Source organism: Caulobacter sp. X, from assembly GCF_002742635.1.
Taxonomy (GTDB): domain Bacteria; phylum Pseudomonadota; class Alphaproteobacteria; order Caulobacterales; family Caulobacteraceae; genus Caulobacter.
Genome location: NZ_PEGF01000001.1, coordinates 1774645 through 1789906, shown reverse-complemented (window position 1 = coordinate 1789906; position 15262 = coordinate 1774645). Strand labels below are relative to the sequence as shown.

At 66.6% G+C, this 15262-nt stretch carries 15 protein-coding genes and 1 pseudogene; 7 read left to right on the top strand and 9 right to left on the bottom strand.

The window, feature by feature from the left end; genetic code table 11:
* Positions 1-104: 104 nt before the first annotated feature.
* Positions 105-608, bottom strand: a complete 504-nt coding sequence (locus CSW60_RS08270; protein ID WP_066684746.1) for a CarD family transcriptional regulator — start codon at positions 606-608, stop codon at positions 105-107.
* Positions 609-958: 350 nt separating this feature from the next.
* Complete coding sequence (gene fdxA, locus CSW60_RS08265) at positions 959-1300, bottom strand: ferredoxin FdxA (protein WP_099443031.1); 342 nt, start codon at positions 1298-1300, stop codon at positions 959-961.
* A gap of 228 nt (positions 1301-1528) precedes the next feature.
* Between fdxA and CSW60_RS08260 the strand changes: the two genes are divergently transcribed.
* Positions 1529-3610, top strand: coding sequence for a bifunctional diguanylate cyclase/phosphodiesterase (locus CSW60_RS08260; RefSeq protein ID WP_099536803.1), 2082 nt, complete (start codon positions 1529-1531; stop codon positions 3608-3610).
* Positions 3611-3737: 127 nt separating this feature from the next.
* Here the strand turns inward: CSW60_RS08260 and CSW60_RS08255 are convergent, their stop codons facing one another.
* Both CSW60_RS08255 and CSW60_RS08250 read right to left on the bottom strand, forming a co-directional pair.
* The gene (locus CSW60_RS08255; RefSeq protein WP_099536802.1) at positions 3738-4031 is read right to left on the bottom strand and encodes an RNA-binding S4 domain-containing protein; all 294 of its coding nucleotides are present in this window, start codon (positions 4029-4031) and stop codon (positions 3738-3740) included.
* Complete coding sequence (locus tag CSW60_RS08250) at positions 4028-6586, bottom strand: helicase-related protein (protein WP_099536801.1); 2559 nt, start codon at positions 6584-6586, stop codon at positions 4028-4030. The genes CSW60_RS08255 and CSW60_RS08250 overlap by 4 nt, the downstream gene beginning before the upstream one ends.
* Before the next feature lie 87 nt (positions 6587-6673).
* Here CSW60_RS08250 and CSW60_RS08245 point away from each other — a divergent pair, with 87 nt between their 5' ends.
* The gene (locus CSW60_RS08245) at positions 6674-7114 is read left to right on the top strand and encodes a GFA family protein (RefSeq protein WP_099536800.1); all 441 of its coding nucleotides are present in this window, start codon (positions 6674-6676) and stop codon (positions 7112-7114) included.
* Here CSW60_RS08245 and CSW60_RS08240 read toward each other — a convergent pair whose 3' ends face one another.
* Together CSW60_RS08240 and CSW60_RS08235 are read right to left on the bottom strand one after the other, a co-directional pair.
* Positions 7115-7477, bottom strand: a complete 363-nt coding sequence (locus CSW60_RS08240; RefSeq protein WP_099536799.1) for a CZB domain-containing protein — start codon at positions 7475-7477, stop codon at positions 7115-7117. It lies immediately after the preceding gene.
* A 130-nt stretch (positions 7478-7607) separates the two neighbouring features.
* Entirely contained in the window at positions 7608-9239 is a 1632-nt protein-coding gene (locus tag CSW60_RS08235) for an amidohydrolase (protein ID WP_099536798.1), read from the bottom strand.
* A gap of 77 nt (positions 9240-9316) precedes the next feature.
* Between CSW60_RS08235 and CSW60_RS08230 the strand changes: the two genes are divergently transcribed.
* Entirely contained in the window at positions 9317-9937 is a 621-nt protein-coding gene (locus CSW60_RS08230; protein ID WP_099536797.1) for a methylated-DNA--[protein]-cysteine S-methyltransferase, read from the top strand.
* Positions 9894-10069: pseudogene (locus CSW60_RS23080) on the top strand (hypothetical protein). Before CSW60_RS08230 ends, CSW60_RS23080 begins: the two are co-directional and overlap by 44 nt.
* 165 nt (positions 10070-10234) lie before the next feature.
* On the opposite strand, the gene CSW60_RS08225 reads toward CSW60_RS23080, so the two are convergent.
* The gene (locus CSW60_RS08225; protein WP_099536796.1) at positions 10235-10693 is read right to left on the bottom strand and encodes a DUF3617 family protein; all 459 of its coding nucleotides are present in this window, start codon (positions 10691-10693) and stop codon (positions 10235-10237) included.
* A 253-nt stretch (positions 10694-10946) separates the two neighbouring features.
* Between CSW60_RS08225 and rpmB the strand changes: the two genes are divergently transcribed.
* The 3 genes from rpmB (at position 10947) to CSW60_RS08210 (ending at position 13994) form a co-directional block, all read left to right on the top strand.
* A complete protein-coding gene (gene rpmB / locus CSW60_RS08220) occupies positions 10947-11246 on the top strand; it encodes a 50S ribosomal protein L28 (RefSeq protein ID WP_066684724.1) in 300 nt (99 codons plus the stop codon).
* Between the two features lie 262 nt (positions 11247-11508).
* Entirely contained in the window at positions 11509-12252 is a 744-nt protein-coding gene (locus CSW60_RS08215; protein ID WP_099536795.1) for a LemA family protein, read from the top strand.
* A complete protein-coding gene (locus tag CSW60_RS08210; RefSeq protein WP_369801025.1) occupies positions 12249-13994 on the top strand; it encodes an MAG1210 family protein in 1746 nt (581 codons plus the stop codon). Before CSW60_RS08215 ends, CSW60_RS08210 begins: the two co-directional genes overlap by 4 nt.
* A 205-nt stretch (positions 13995-14199) precedes the next feature.
* On the opposite strand, the gene CSW60_RS08205 is transcribed toward CSW60_RS08210, so the two are convergent.
* Both CSW60_RS08205 and CSW60_RS08200 read right to left on the bottom strand, forming a co-directional pair.
* The gene (locus CSW60_RS08205) at positions 14200-14493 is read right to left on the bottom strand and encodes a hypothetical protein (protein ID WP_099536793.1); all 294 of its coding nucleotides are present in this window, start codon (positions 14491-14493) and stop codon (positions 14200-14202) included.
* 238 nt (positions 14494-14731) lie between these two features.
* A complete protein-coding gene (locus CSW60_RS08200) occupies positions 14732-15043 on the bottom strand; it encodes a hypothetical protein (RefSeq protein ID WP_099536792.1) in 312 nt (103 codons plus the stop codon).
* Between the last annotated feature and the right edge of the window lie 219 nt (positions 15044-15262).

Here is a 15262-nt window from a genome sequence, read left to right as displayed (position 1 = left end):
CGTCCGCGCCGCCAAGGGTTCAAGGCGTCGCGCGATGACTGGTCCACAAACAAAAACGCCCCTCGCGAGGAGGGGCGTCTTCGTTTCGGCGCTAGCCGTGAGCCTTAAGCGGCCTTGACCAGCGACTTGGTCAGGATGCCGATGGCGGCTTCGCGGTCGATGCGCTCGATGGCGGCGACTTCGCGAGCCATGCGGTCCAGGGCCGATTCATACAGCTGGCGTTCCGAGTAGGACTGTTCCGGCTGGTTCTCGGCGCGGTGCAGGTCGCGGACCACCTCGGCGATCGAGATCAGGTCGCCCGAATTGATCTTGGCTTCGTATTCCTGGGCGCGACGCGACCACATGGTGCGCTTCACGCGGGCGCGGCCCTTCAGGGTGGTCAGCGCTTGGCTGACGACATTGCCCTCGGCCAGCGGACGCAGACCGGCCGTCTTGGCCTTCTTGGTCGGCACGCGCAGGGTCATTTTCTCGTGGTCGAAGGTGATGACGTAGACTTCGAGCGACATGCCGGCCACTTCCTGGGTCTCGATCGCCTGAATGTTGCCCACGCCGTGCGCGGGATAAACGACGTGATCGCCGACCGAGAATTCCAGACCAGTCTTGCTCATGTTCGTCCTCATCAATGCGGACCCAAAAGGGTCCGAACGCCGTCTTCCGCGCCAAACCAAAGGCGACAGCTTCCCGCTCCGCGGAATACTGGTCGCGGGGCCAAGCCTGTCAGGATTTGGAATAGAGCTCTAAGACACCCTTCGCCTTCATCGGGCGCGCCGGCCAGAATGAACTCTGAAGCCGGCTTGTTCGCCAAGACGGACCGTCGCGAATAGCCGCAACCGTCACGTCGGCGAAGACAATAGCATAAAATTCAGCCCGAAGAAAGGGTTGCGTCCAGGCATGCCGGATCGCGCCGCCAAGCTTTCGCATCGCGGCGGGGTTGCAAGCTTCAGAATTCGCGGGGCGATCAGGAGCCCTTGCCGGGCTTTTCGCTGAAGTACTTCTCGAACTTGCCGGTCTCGCGCTCGAACTGTTCGCGGTCTTCGGGGGGGACGCCCTTGACCGTGATGTTGGGCCAGACCTTGGCGTAGTCGGCGTTGACGCGCAGCCACTTGCCGTCGGCCTCATCCTCGGTGTCGGGCTTGATCGCGTCGACCGGGCACTCGGGTTCGCAGACGCCGCAGTCGATGCATTCGTCGGGATTGATGACGAGGAAGTTCTCGCCTTCGTAGAAGCAATCGACCGGGCAGACCTCGACGCAGTCCATGAACTTGCAGCGGACGCAGGCGTCGGTGACGATATAGGTCATCGAAAACTCGAATGAGATCGGGACGGAGTTCGGCGGGCGCGTTTTCGAAGCCTCGCGGCCGCTTGTCAATGCGGCGTGATCGCGTAGGGGGCCCAGGAATTCTGAAGGCGGGGTCAGGGCGCTCGCCTTTTGGTGGTCGACGGGCCGCCGAAAACAATTTCTTATTGAGTGCTCACGACTATCGATTTCTGAAAGCTTCAACGAAATCAACGTCAGGAAGTCGACTTAATGATCGGGGACGCCCTGGCTGTCGGAAGCAGCGAAGAGGACGGTCTGCGGGCCAGCGCCCAGGCGCGCGCTCGCGCCCAGGCGTTTGGGGCCTTCATAAGCGACACGCCTTTTCCAGCGGCCCTGCTGGACATCGACCTTGTCCTGGTCGCCGTGAGCCGGGACTGGACGGTCCAGGCGATCGCGCCAGACCTGAAGGTGGGCGCCGACGCGAGCGGCGTCGTGGCCGCGGACGACCGGGCGGCGCTGCTGGCCTGCGCCCGCGAGGGCGTCGATTTCTCGCGTTATCTCCAGACCGCGACCGAGGACGGCTCGCCCCGGTTCTGGCGCACGGAGTTCAGCGCGTGCTTGCAAGAGGATGGAAGCGTCTACGCGGTGATGGTCACCGCCCGGGACGTCACCGGCTACGCCGAAAGCGTCCTGCGGGCCGAGCGCGACGAGCAGCGCCTGAGGATGGCGCTCGAGCTCGACGACCTTCTGGTGCGCGAATACGACCTGCGCACCGGCGAGATCTTCTTCTCCGACACCGCGCCCGGCCTGCGGAAGTGGTGCGTGTTCAAGGACGATCCGTTGGAGATCGTCCACCCCGACGATCGCCAGCAATGCGCCGACGTCATCGCTTCGCGCAAGATCGGCGAGGCGCGGGTGTTCGAATTTCGCCTGAACCGCGACGATGGGGTCGAGACCTGGATCCGCGCCGTCGGCAAGGTGTTCGTCGACCAGGAGGGCAAGCCCGAGAAGCTGGTCAACCTGTTCAAGGACATCACCGACCGCCGCCGCCAGACCGAGGCCATCGAGACCCTGGCGTTCAAGGATCCGCTGACCGGACTGCCCAACCGCGCGCTGTTCCAGCACCGGTTCAACGAGGCGGTCTCGGCGTCCGAGACCCTGGGCGAGATGTTCGGCCTGATCATGATCGACGTCGATCACTTCAAGGACATCAACGACACCTTGGGGCACGACGCCGGCGACGTGCTGCTCAAGCGCCTGGCGGGCATGCTGCAGCGGGCCTTCCGGTCCGGCGACACGGTCGCGCGGCTGGGCGGCGACGAGTTCGCCGTGATCCTGCGCGGCCTGCACAGCGAGGCCGACATGATGCGGCCGATCCAGAAGCTGCAGGAGCTGCTGCAACGGCCGATCGAATATGCCGGCCGCAGCTTCACGGCCACCGCCAGCATCGGCGCCGCGCTGCATGGAGACCCCGAGGCCGACCCGGCCCACATGATCAAGAACGCCGACATCGCCCTCTATCACGCCAAGGAGGAGGGGCGGAATCGCAGCATCGTCTTCGAACCGGCGATGCGGACCGAGCTGGAGCGGCGGGTCGAGCTGCTGCGCGACGTCCGGGCGGCCGTGGCGGCCAACGAGTTCACCCTGTTCTACCAGCCGGTCGTCGATATCCGCGAGCGGCGGGTCGTGGGCTTCGAGGCCCTGATGCGCTGGCTCCACCCCGAGCAGGGGGTTCTGACGCCGGCGCACTTCATGGCCGCGTTCGAGGACCAGGAGCTGTCGCTCCGGCTGGGCGACGTGGCCTTCGAGCAGTCTCTGCGCCAGATGCGGGAATGGCTGGACCAGGGCGTCGAGTTCGGCCGCATCGCGGTCAACATTTCCGCCGCCCAGTTCCGCAGCGGACGCCTGGCCGAAGAGGTGCAGGAGCGCCTGGCGCGCTGGAACGTGCCGTGCGAGCGGCTGACCATCGAGGTCACCGAGAACGTCTACATGGGCTGGGGCTCGGACCTGGTCAGCGGCAATATCAGCCGGCTGCACAAGGCTGGCGTGATGATCGCGTTGGACGACTTCGGCACCGGCTACGCCAGCCTGGCCAACCTGCGGCAGTTCCCGATCGACCGCCTGAAGATCGACAAGTCCTTTGTCCAGAACGCCGAGGACGAGGCGATCGTGAAGGCCGTGATCACGCTCGGCTCATCCATGGGCATGAAGGTGGTCGCCGAGGGCGTCGAGGACGCCGACCAACTGGCCGCCCTAATGCGCTATGGCTGCGACCAGATCCAAGGCTACCACTTCGGCAAGCCGATGCCGGCGGAGCAGGTGGCGGGGTTCTTGACGGGGTTTGGGAACTAGATGCTCCCCCGCGATGCGGGGGAGCTGTCGCGGAGCGACGGAGGGGGCGAGCGCCGCGAAGGCCGAGCTAGCCCCCTCCGGCCCTCTCTGGGCCACCTCCCCCGCATCGCGGGGGAGGAACTGGCGTCTACCCCTCCACCGCCTCGTAGAGCCCGCGCGCCTCGCTTGCCGGTCCCCTTCGTTCGCCGCAGTCCAGCACGCGGATGGCGATCAGGCGGCCCGCCAGGCCGAACACCAGCACATCCCCCGGCTTCAGCGTGCGCGAGGGCTTGTCGATGCGGCTCTCGGCGCCGGCGCGGGTCAGGCGGATGCGGCCTTCGTCGACGAACCTGGCGGCCAGGGAGCGGGTCTTGAAGAAGCGGGCGCGCCACAGCCAGACGTCGGCGCGGGCGGCGTCGTTTGAGGACGCGGCGTCCGTCACGACGCGGCCTGCTTGGCTGCGGCGGGCTTGCGGCGACGAGGGCGCTTGCGGCGCGTGGGCGGAGGCGGTGGCTCGGTCAGCTTGGCCAAGGCTGCGAAGGGCGAATCCGGGCGCGCCTTGACCGGCTTCTGCTCCAGCTTGGCCGCGCCGCGCCGCTTCCAGACGATCGGTTGATCGGGCTTGGCGCGGATAGCGGGCGTGTAGTCGAGGGCGCGCAGAACAGCCGAGGCCTGGGCGGCGGTCCAGCCCAGCTTTTCCAGCGCCGCGTCGGTCAGCACCACGCCGCCGGGCCGTTGCTCGGCGCGCAGCAGGGCGTCGAGGGTCTCGAGCTGCTCGACCGGAACCGTGAAGCCCGCCACCGCGCGCAGGCCGCTGGCCGACAGCTCGCGAGCGCTGGGCTCGGGCGAGGGCAGTTTTTCCAGCGTCGTCAGGGCGCCGCGCCAGCCGGCGGGGCTGAGCGCGCGGGCGCAGGCGACGGCCTCGGCCCGCAGCACGCCGGGGCTGTAGAGGCTGAACGCCCCGATCCGCACGCCCAGGCTCTTCAGCGTGCGGCGCTCCGCCTGGCTCAGCGCCTTCAGCTCCGGATCGACCGGACGCTTGTCCAGCACGCCGCCGGCTTCCAGCAGGCGGTGGGCGATGCCGCGCGGCAGGCCTTTCAGCTCACCGCCGGCCAGGGCGCGCTCCAGCTTGCGTAGCGGCGCCAGATGCCGGTCGACCTCGGCGGCCAGGAAGGCGTCCAGTCGGCGCTCGGCCCGCTCGCGCACGGCGGCGGGGCCCAGCTCGCCCAGCAGGCGGGCGCGGGGCGACAGCAGGGGCAGGTCGCGGCGCACGGCGCCGGCCGCCTCGCCGCGCCACAGGATCATGCCGTCGGGCGTCAGGGCGAAGGCGTCGTCGGCCTCGCTGGCCAGCACGCCCAGCCGTCGGGCGATCTCGGGCCCGACCGCGCGCTGGGCGGCGTTGCGCAGCGCCTTCTCCTCCAGCGGGGAGGCGCCCTTGGCCGGGGTGAAGGCGACGCCCGACAGGTGGCCGACCACGTGGCCCTCGACGGTCACCTCGCCGTCCTGGCCGACGCCGGCGTAGAGCGTCTCGCGCTCGCCCAGCTGCTTCATCAGCGCGCTGGTGCGGCGGTCGATGAACCGCGCCATCAGCTTCTCGTGCAGGGTGTCGCTGATCCTGTCCTCGAGCTGGCGAGTCAGGCCCTGCCAGTGGGCCGGATTGGCGACCCAGTCCGGCCGGTTGGCGATGTAGCTGAGCGTGCGCACGCCCGACAGCCGCGCCGCCAGGCTGTCGATCTCGCCGTCGGTGCGGTCCAGGGCCTTGAACTGGTTGTTCACCCAGTCCTCGGGCAGGCGCTTGCGGCCGGTTGTCAGATCGTCGAACAGGGTGCGCGCCATGCGCTGGTGCTCGTCGTCCGTGGTCTTGCGGAAGTCCGGCGTCTGGCAGACCTCCCACAGGCGGGTCAGGGCCGAGCGGTCGGCCTTGCAGCGCTTGATGACGTCCTCCTGCTGGGCCAGGGCCCGCAGGGTGCGCTCGTCCAGCGCCTCGTCCGACAGCTTCAGGCCCCCGCGCTGGGGCGTCTCGGCCAGGGAGCGCAGCAGGCCGGGCAGCGAGCCGAAGTCGAGGCGGGCGTTGCGCCACTCGGCGGCGACGATCGGCTCGAACGCGTGGCCCTCGACCGCCTCAACGAGATCCTCGTCGATCTCCTCGCAGTCGCCGGTGACGCCAAAGGTGCCGTCGCGGGTGTAGCGGCCCGCGCGGCCGGCGATCTGGCCGACCTCCTGCGGATAGAGCCAGCGGGTGCGCTTGCCGTCGAACTTGCGCAGACCCGCGAAGGCCACGTGGTCGACGTCCATGTTCAGGCCCATGCCGATCGCGTCGGTGGCGACCAGGAAGTCGACCTCGCCGGACTGATAGAGGGCCACCTGGGCGTTGCGGGTGCGGGGCGACAGCGAGCCCATGACCACGGCCGCGCCGCCGCGTTGCCGCCGGATCAGCTCGGCGATCGCGTACACGGCGTCGGTGGAGAAGGCGACGATCGCCGTGCGCCGGGGCAGGCGGGTCAGCTTCTTGGAGCCGGCGTAGGACAGGTTGGAGAACCGCTCGCGGCTGACGATCTCGGCGTCGGGCAGCAGGCGGCGCACCAGCGGGGCCATGGTCCCCGCGCCCAGGAACATGGTCTCGAACTTGCCGCGCGCGTGCAGAAGGCGGTGGGTGAAGATGTGGCCGCGCTCGGGATCGGCGCATAGCTGGATCTCGTCGACGGCCAGGAACTCGACCTCGCGCGCCAGGGGCATGGCCTCGACCGTGCAGACGAAATAGGCCGCGCGGGCCGGGACGATCTTCTCCTCGCCGGTGATCAAGGCGACGCTGGCCTTGCCGCGCAGCTTGACCACGCGGTCGTAAATCTCGCGCGCCAGGAGGCGTAGCGGCAGGCCGATCATGCCCGAGGCGTGACCCAGCATCCGCTCGACGGCCAGGTGCGTCTTGCCGGTGTTGGTGGGCCCCAGGACCGCGGTCAGCTTCGATGGGGCCAGGCCGGTCGAACGGTCGCTCATGGACCGAAAGTGGGGCGGGATTCGCGCCGGGGCAAGCGTGGCGGCGGACGGTCGATGGCGCTACGGTTTCTGCGAACGGAGGTCGATATGAGCGCCTTGGACCAGAAAGTCTTCGCGCCGCTGTCCGGCGGCTGCCATTGCGGCGCCGTGCGCTATGTGATCAGCGCCGCCCCGCGCCGGCATTCGCTCTGCTGCTGCGTCGACTGTCGGCGCTGCGCGGGCGCGCCGATGGTGGGTTGGGCTTCGGTGGGCGAGGATACTCTGACCATCACTGGCCAGACCGCTCGCTACAACTCTTCGGGTGATGTCGAGCGCGTCTTCTGCCCGCGCTGCGGGACGGGACTGTTCTATCGCAGCGCGTCGCTGTTTCCAGGCGAGGTCGATGTCAGCACCGGGACGCTCGATGATCCCGATGCGCTGCCGCCGACGGAGGTGATCCAGGTCGCCGACGCGCCCGCCTGGTGGACGGCGATCGGGTCGCTGCCTCGGCACGCGCGGTTTCCCGAGGAGAGCGACCCGAACCCGTGATCAGGCCGTCACCGTCTCCAGCGCCAGGCGCAGGCGGCGGAAGGCCGAGGTCAGGCCCGAGGTCGCCATCGACAGGCGGTTGCCGTTGCGCAGCCGGCGATTGGCCTCGGCGTATTCGCCGCGGTTGATCAGCTCGGCCACCTCGAAGGCGGCTTGGTGGAACTCGCGGTGAGCCTCCACGCAGTTCAGATAGGTGTGGTTGCCCGCCCAGCGTTGCTGGAGCGGCCCATGCAGCCACTGGCCGGTGGTGCATTGACGGTCGGCGCGCAGCTTGGCGGCGTCGACCTGGCGCTTTTCGGCGACGGCGTCGACGAGTTCGTCATAGATCCGGGCGTGCGCGTGCGCTTCTTCGGTAAGGTCCATTTCTAAACCCTAGGGTTGGCTCACATCGGTACGCACTTTTTGGAAAACTCTGGTTTCCACCGCGTAACCGGGGATGCTTAATTCCCTCGTCGGATGTGAACCTTTTTCCCGTGCTTGTGGATGAAGCGGTTCAGCGCGTGAACGCCACCTTTCCGTCCACGATGGTCAGCACCGGTTGGGCCGTCAGGATCGCCTTGGGCTCGACGGTCATCAGGTCCTTGTCGAAGGCCGTCAGATCGGCCTTTTTCCCGGCTTCCAGCGTGCCAAGGTCCTTCTCGCGGAACGCGGCGTAGGCCGGCGCCCAGGTGAGCATCTTGAGCGCCTCGGCGCGGGTGACGGCCTCTTCCAGATGCCAATCGGCGTTGGCGAAACCGTCCAGCGAATGACGGTAAACGGCGGCGTAGAATTCGATGCGCGGATCGCCCACCTCGACGGGGGCGTCGGACCCCGCCGCGACCACCACGCCGGCCTTCAGGAAGTCGTTCCAGCGATAGCCCTCGTGCAGGCGGTCCTTACCCAGGCGCGCGGGGGCGAAATAGAGGTCGCCGATCGCGTGGCTGGGCTGCATCGAGGCGATCACGCCCAGCTTGGAAAAGCGCGGCAGGTCGGTGTCGGCGACGATCTGGGCGTGCTCGATCCGCCAGCGGGCGGTGGTGTCGCCCGCCAGGGCTTCCTCGAACCAGTCCAGCGTCATGCGGTTGCCGCGGTCGCCGATGGCGTGCATGGCGACCTGGGCGTTCACCGCTTTGGCCTTCTTCATCAGGGCCAGACCCTGGTCGCGCTGGGTCAGCTGCAGGCCCAGTCCCTCGGCGTCGCTATAGGGCTCGAGCAGCGCCGCGCCGCGCGAGCCCAGGGCGCCGTCCATGTAGAGCTTGATCCCGCGCACGCGGATCAGGCCGGTGGCGTCGGTCTGCGGGCCCTTGGTCAGGACCTCGGCCGCGCCGCTGGGGTCCATGTAGTTGTCGACCCGGATGTGGAACGCGCCTTTGGCCGCCTCGTCGCGCAACAAGGCCAGGTCGTCGGCCATGACGCTCATGTTGCCCAGGCCCGTCCAGCCGCGCGAGGCGTAGAGCTGGCCGGCCTTGCGCAGGGCTTCGCGCTTCAGGGCCTCGCTGGGCGGCGGGATGACGTCCTTCACCAGGCTCTGGGCGTGGTCGATCAGCATGCCGTCGGGCTGGCCGTCCGCGCCTTTCAGGATCTGGCCGCCGGCGGGGGCGGGCGTCGTGGCGGTGATCCCGGCCTTGGCGAGGGCGGCGCTGGAGGCGACGCTGGCGTGGCCGTCCGAGCGGCCCAGCACCACGATCCGCCCGGGCGCGGCGGCGTCGAGGTCGGCTTTGGTGGGAAAGCGCTTCTCGGGCCAGTGAGTCTCGATCCAGCCCCGGCCGTAGATCGCGCCCTCCGGATGGGCGGCGGCGTAGGCCTTTACCGCGGCGACCAGTTCGGCGACGGACTTCACCTGGTCGAGATTGAGCGTCAGCTCCCGCAGGCCAATGCCCGTCAGGTGGGCGTGGGCGTCGACGAAGCCCGGATAGGCGGCCGCGCCCTTCAGGTCGATGTCGCGGACATCCTTGGCGGCCTTGGCCTTGGCGGCGGCGAGGTCGCCAACGAACAGGATCCTGTCGTCGCGGATCAGCACCGCCTGGGCGGTCGGCGCGGCGTCCACCCCCGTATGGATCGGACCGCCGTGGACCAGGAGGTCGCCGGCCTCAGCGCTCGAAAGCGACGTGAAAGCGAGCAGAGCGGCGAGAGCGAGGCGGCGCAAGGCGATCTCCGTGACAAGTTTCGGAAATCGTAAGGGCGGTCCTTCGCCAGCGGCAACAGGCCTGCTAGTTTTTCCACATGCCGACCCAGGGTTTCGCCCTTTTCGACACCAGCATCGGGCGCTGCGGCCTCGCTTGGGGGCCAAGCGGCCTGATCGGCTTGCAGTTGCCCGAGGCCACGCCTGGCGCGGCTTGGGGCCGCCTGAGGCGGCGCTTCCCTGAGGCGGTCGAATCCGAGCCCCCGCCCGAGGTCGAGGCGGTGATCGAGCGGATCCGCGACCTGCTGTCCGGCGGGCGAGACGACCTGGCCGACGTGCCGCTGGATCTCGGCGGCCAGTCCGCCTTCAATCTGAGGGTCTACGAGATCGCCCGGGCCATCGCGCCCGGCGAGACCTCCACCTATGGCGAGGTCGCCAAGGCCATGGGCGAGCCCGGCGCCGCGCGGGCCGTCGGCAAGGCCCTAGGCGAGAACCCCTGGCCGATCGTCGTGCCCTGCCACCGCGTGCTGTCGGCCTCGGGCGGCCTGGGCGGCTTCTCCGCGCCCGGCGGTTCGGCGACCAAGGCCCGGCTGCTGACGCTGGAAAAGGCCAAGACCGACCACACCCCGACGTTGTTCGACCTGGAATTCTCGGTGGCCCCGCCGCGCGTGAAGGCCCATTCTCCCCTTGCGGGAGAAGGTGTCGCCGAAGGCGACGGATGAGGGGTCGATAAGCGTCTTGGCTTGGCGACCGCCCGGCGCGTCCTCGCGGCGGATGCCGTCTTCAACCCCTCACCCGACCCGCTACGCGGGCCACCCTCTCCCGCAAGGGGAGAGGGGCAGGTCGTGCGCTGATGCAATGTGAAGCTTGGGGAAGCTTAACGTCCGCTAACCCTTGGCCGAACAGGGGCGAAACGAATCATGACCGAATCAGCGACGTTCACCGATTCAGTGTTTGTTCCCTACAATCTATTGTATCTCAATTCGCGTTAACCACAAACGGAAGCTTTGCCTTAGAGCCTACTTCGCAGCCTGCTCGGCCGGGCATTCGGCCGAGACGCGCTTGGCGGTCATCACCCCGGCCAGCGGGAGGCCGTTGATGGTCTTCATGTGGATGTTTAGGGTGAAGCTCTCGGGCGTGTACGAGCCGTCGGCGGTCACCGGGGCCACGCGGTCCTTCTTGTCGGTCCACGTGCCCTTCAGCTTGATCTTGCCGTTGGAGACGACGTTGGTCGTGTAGTCGCAGCGGTACTTGCGGGTGCAGATCCCGCGCGAGAACTGCTCGACGTCGGCCGCCTTCAGGCACTTGGTCTCGCTGCCGGCCGGGATCGGCCCGACGCGATAGTCGTACTCCCAATGCCCTGGGAGAATCGTCCGCGCCGCCGGGGCGGTCGAGACCTGACGGGTCTGGCTGGACGCCGCCAGGGGCAGGGCGACGGTCAGGGCCAGGACGGAAGCGGCGAGGGCGGTCGTACGCATACAACGGGTCTCCTTCATGCGGCCCTATATATAGAGAGCCAGATGAACCGTGCTTGAAGGCCGGCGGCGCGCGGTGGGTTCCTTCGCTGGCGCGAACGGAGGTCCAGACCAGCCTTGACTCAAGGGGCGGCCTTCGCCTATATCGCCCGCTCTCGCGCGGCCAGCTCGTCCGGATCGCGTGCCCGAATTCATATCTTAGCGGGCCAGGCTCTTCTCAAGAGAGCGGGGCTTCGCCCAAGCCAAGGTAACCACCATGTCGCGCCGTTGCGAACTTACCGGTATCGGTCCGATGGTCGGCCACAATGTGAGCCACTCGAACATCAAGACCAAGCGCCGCTTCCTGCCGGCCCTGTCGCCCGCCACGCTCCAGTCGGAGTCGCTGGGCCAGAGCTTCAAGCTGCGCATCAGCAACGCGGCCCTGCGCACCCTGGACTTCAAGGGCGGCCTGGACGTGTTCCTGCTGGGCGCCAAGGACGAGCAGCTGTCGCCGCGCGCCTTGAAGATCAAGGCCCAGGTGAAGGCCAAGGCCAAGGCCGCCGCTCAAGCCGCCTAAGGCTCTACAGCCCTTCAAGGCTGAAGATTTGAAAGCCCGCCGGGAGTGATCCCGGCGGGTTTTTCGTTGTGGGTGATAGGTGGCGGCCGGGTGTCAGTCGCTCAAGCCTGGGCGCGCACAGCGGCAAGCCGCCACGACCGGATGCGTCAAGCCATAGGTTGAATGGCGCGGGAAACTCCCCTCAAACGAAAGACTATCTTAGGGGTTTGCTTGTCTAGCTTGGCGCTCTCGAAACAGAAAAGCCAAGGTGTCAGGGCGCTTCATGGCAAATGAACTCGACGAAATCACCGGTCCGGTCGATCCGGCGGGGCGAGATATCAATGTTGTCGCGAAACAGATTCCGGTGACAATCGGCGTAGGCTCTCTGATCTTCGAGATCGCGCTTTGGGCCGCCATTCCCGTACTCGCGCTCAGCGGCGTCGGCCTCGGACTGATTCCGCCACAGAATGGATTGCTGATGGCGGTGCTAGGTGTCCTGCCGGGCGTGATCTTTCAGTTCATGAAGATCAACGCGCTGGCCTATCTGCGTAAGCTGCAGCAGCGTGTTCAGGCCGACGCATCCCAGATCGACAATTATCTGGAGCAGCGGGTTGTCATCCTGAACAACGTCGTCGGGCTTTTGAACAAGGCCGTTGATCTCGACAAGGACGTGATGAAGAGCGTCGCCGCCATGCGCAGCGGCGCGGGCGCCCAGGCGGACGTCGAGCGCAACATGGCCTCAGCCGAGCTTAACAACGTGCTGTCGCGCATCAACGTCGCGTTCGAGGCCTATCCAGATCTCAAGGCTCACGCCGCCATCGCCGACGCCATGCAGCAGAACAGCTATCTGCAAAAGGAAATCACCGCAGCTCGCACTCTATACAACGATACGGTGGCGATCTGGAATCAGGACATCTTCGCCTGGCCGGCCAAGCAGATCGTGGCGGCGCGCAAGGGCTACACGACCCGCATTCCCTTCATCGCTACGGCTGAGATCAAGGCGGCGGCTCGGGAGGCCTTCTTCTGACCGAGGATCTTTACGAACCGCTCGGCCAGTATGAGGTCAGCCTAAGAGACGCTCACCGTAAGCATACGGCCGATTTCTTCGAAGAGCTGGTGCGCACTTCCGGCGTCGATGAAGCGCTCAACGCCAAGACGGCCCGGGAAATCCGCGATCTGGAGAAGCGCGCCAAGACCTCCGGCGCCACCGTCCGATGGTGGAAGCGGCTGCGCATTGCGGGCTTTGGCGCGATCGCTGCGACCCTCTACTTGGCCTATAGCCAACACCCGGCGTGGCTGGCGGGGGCGGCTGCGCTCCTGGTCGGGATTCTGTTCTGGTTGAATCCCGTCATCAAGACCGCCAGCGACCGAGCCGATTCTCTCGCTAAAGCCCGCGCCGAAAAGGAGGCCGAGGCTTGGCGCCAGATGGCGACGCTGAACAGCCTGTTCGACTGGGACATCTTCGCCAAGCTGGTCAGCAAGACCGTCCCAAAGATCGAGCTGGATCCTTATTTCACCAATGCCCGGCTGACCAACCTTCATCAGTCGTATGGCTGGAGCGACGCCTTCAACCAAGGGCGGTCAGTGATGTTCGCCCATACGGGCCTCGTCAGTGGCAACCCCTTCATCATGGCGCAGACCCTGCGTCACTGGATCGGGGCAAAGACCTATAGCGGCAGCCTTACAATCCACTGGACGGAGGTAGTGCGCGATTCCAACGGGCGCACGAACTCGGTGTCGCGGTCCCAGACGCTAAGGGCTTCGGTCACCAAGCCCTTTCCCGAGTATCAAACCGAGTCGATCCTGATCTACGGCAACCAGGCGGCGCCGGACCTGAGCTTCAGCCGTCAGCCCTCCTCCCTCTCGGGCCTGGACGACGGCTTGATCAATAACTGGCGCAAGAGCCAAGCGATCAAAAAGCTGGAAGCCAAGGCCCGCAAACTTGCAGCCGGCTCAGGCTTCACCCCCATGGCCAACCGTGAATTCGACGCTCTGTTCGCGGCGGGCGACCGTGATCACGAAGTCCAGTTCCGCATGTTGTTCACTCCTCTCGCGCAGCAGGAGATAGTGAAGATCCTGAAGGATAAGGCGATAGGCTTCGGCGACAATTTCACTTTTAAAAAGATTCGAAAGATCAACGTCGTCGAACCCGCACACCTCGTTGGGGCGGACATCAGCGCCGCGCCAGAGATGTTTCGCTTCTACGATCTGGCGGTGGCTCGCGCGCGTTTCAACGACTACCACAACGCGTTGTTCAAGGCCTTCTACTTCGCCTTCGCGCCTATCCTCGCCATCCCGCTGTACCAGCAGCATCGTCCGGCCGAGGATATCTATGCGGGAGTGATCCAAGGCTCGTGCTTCTGGGAGCATGAAGCCATTGCCAACTATATGGGCGAGAGGTGCTTCGCCCACCCCGACTGCATCACGCGCAATGTCCTGAAAACCGTGAGCCAGGAGAGCCAGAACGGCGCCCAGAGGGTCAATGTCACGGCCTATGGCTACCGCGGCGACGACCGCGTCGATTACATCTCGATGCGCGGCGATGACGGCCGCACCCATGAGGTGCCCGTGCACTGGGTCGACTACATTCCGGTCAACCGCACGTCCGAGCTCCTAGTGTGTCACGAAACGCCCGCCTCGACATTGGCGACGTCGGAGGAGGCCTCCCCGCAGCCGCAATCGAGTTGGCGCGGGCATTTCGCCCAGCATGGCGTATCGCCCGAGAACGCCATCGCCCGCCGCTCCCTATTCGCGGCTCTGATACGGTAGCTCTCGCCGCGCCTTTGGCGGGCGAGGCGCGCCAAAGCCTACAAGGGCCGGCTTGGCGTTGGAGAGGGGCGTCGATCGTTCGTCGTCGCCCCCCAAAACAAAACCCGCCGCGGCTTGGGCCGCGGCGGGTTTGTGACGCTTGGTACTGTTACGCTGGGTACTCGGAACGCTGTACTGTTACGCGGGGTACTAAGCTTTGGGCGCCTTAGCGCGAGACGGTCGAGGCCGGGTTCGCCGTGTTGTAGGCGCTCAGGGCCGGGTTGTTGATCTTCGCGACGGCGTCGTTGACCGAGGCGCGGATGCAGGCCGGGTACATGTAACCGGCGAGGGCTTCGCCGCGGATGTCCTGCCAGCAGACGGTCGAGGCCGCCTTGACGATTTCAGCGCGGACTTCGGCGGCCGAGCGACCGGCGACCTTGACGCGCATTTCAGCGGCCGAGGCCGGAGCGGCGGCGGCCAGAGCGATGGCCGAGGCGGCCAGAACGATGGAGCGGATCATGTCGATGTTCCGAAAGGGGGTTGGGCGCAACCACCTCCAGACGCGTTCCTCTGACGGTCGCCGAGGTCTTCCGCTCGTTGGATCCGTCCGTGTCGATATAGCGACGTTCCGTTGGGTGATCAACGATAATGTTGCAGCGCACCCTAAATTGGGTCAATCGCGCGGCGCCCGCGCCACAGCGGGCGCGAGGCGCGGAAAAGACCCGCGAGCGCGACGGCTCGCGGGTCCTTCCTAGGGCTTAGCGAAGCGCGACGCGCAGCGCGTAGACCGAGCGGCCCTGGGCCTTGTCGAAGGCGACCAGCTCGGGGCTGTTGGTGCGGATCACGGCGTCGCGGGTGATTTCGCGGACGCAGTAGGGGGCCAGGTCGTTGGCGGCGGGGTTGCCGGCCAGGTCTTCCTGGCACAGCTGCTTGGCGGCCTGGATGATCTCGGCGTGGACCACGGCGGCGGGGCGACCGCGAACCTTGACGGTGATTTCGCCAGCGCTGGCCGAGGTGGCGGCGGTGGTGGCCATCAGGGCGCTGACGGCGATAAGGAGCAGACGGATCATGGTGTTAGTCCCGGAAAGGAGGTTGGGTTCAACCGCCTCCCGGCGCGTTCCTCTGACGGCCCGTGGGTTCTCGCCTCATCGACCGTCAAGCTATGAATGACTGACACCGGTGTCTATTGCAAGTGCGAAAACGCATCTGAACCGAAAAATGTTAGCGGTAACATATCGTTTCCAACGAAACGATTTCAGGCGTTTAGCGGTTGGTGCTCTATGCTGCGC

Bases quoted from the DNA above. Each gene is read 5' to 3' on its own strand.
- CSW60_RS08270 (WP_066684746.1), bottom strand. From the start codon at position 608: ATGAGCAAGACTGGTCTGGAATTCTCGGTCGGCGATCACGTCGTTTAT.
- fdxA (WP_099443031.1), bottom strand. From the start codon at position 1,300: ATGACCTATATCGTCACCGACGCCTGCGTCCGCTGCAAGTTCATGGAC.
- CSW60_RS08225 (WP_099536796.1), bottom strand. From the start codon at position 10,693: ATGCGTACGACCGCCCTCGCCGCTTCCGTCCTGGCCCTGACCGTCGCC.
- CSW60_RS08215 (WP_099536795.1), top strand. From the start codon at position 11,509: ATGGCAAATGAACTCGACGAAATCACCGGTCCGGTCGATCCGGCGGGG.
- CSW60_RS08200 (WP_099536792.1), bottom strand. From the start codon at position 15,043: ATGATCCGTCTGCTCCTTATCGCCGTCAGCGCCCTGATGGCCACCACC.
- CSW60_RS08250 (WP_099536801.1), bottom strand. From the start codon at position 6,586: ATGAGCGACCGTTCGACCGGCCTGGCCCCATCGAAGCTGACCGCGGTC.
- CSW60_RS08205 (WP_099536793.1), bottom strand. From the start codon at position 14,493: ATGATCCGCTCCATCGTTCTGGCCGCCTCGGCCATCGCTCTGGCCGCC.
- CSW60_RS08230 (WP_099536797.1), top strand. From the start codon at position 9,317: ATGCCGACCCAGGGTTTCGCCCTTTTCGACACCAGCATCGGGCGCTGC.
- rpmB (WP_066684724.1), top strand. From the start codon at position 10,947: ATGTCGCGCCGTTGCGAACTTACCGGTATCGGTCCGATGGTCGGCCAC.
- CSW60_RS08240 (WP_099536799.1), bottom strand. From the start codon at position 7,477: ATGGACCTTACCGAAGAAGCGCACGCGCACGCCCGGATCTATGACGAA.
- CSW60_RS08245 (WP_099536800.1), top strand. From the start codon at position 6,674: ATGAGCGCCTTGGACCAGAAAGTCTTCGCGCCGCTGTCCGGCGGCTGC.
- CSW60_RS08260 (WP_099536803.1), top strand. From the start codon at position 1,529: ATGATCGGGGACGCCCTGGCTGTCGGAAGCAGCGAAGAGGACGGTCTG.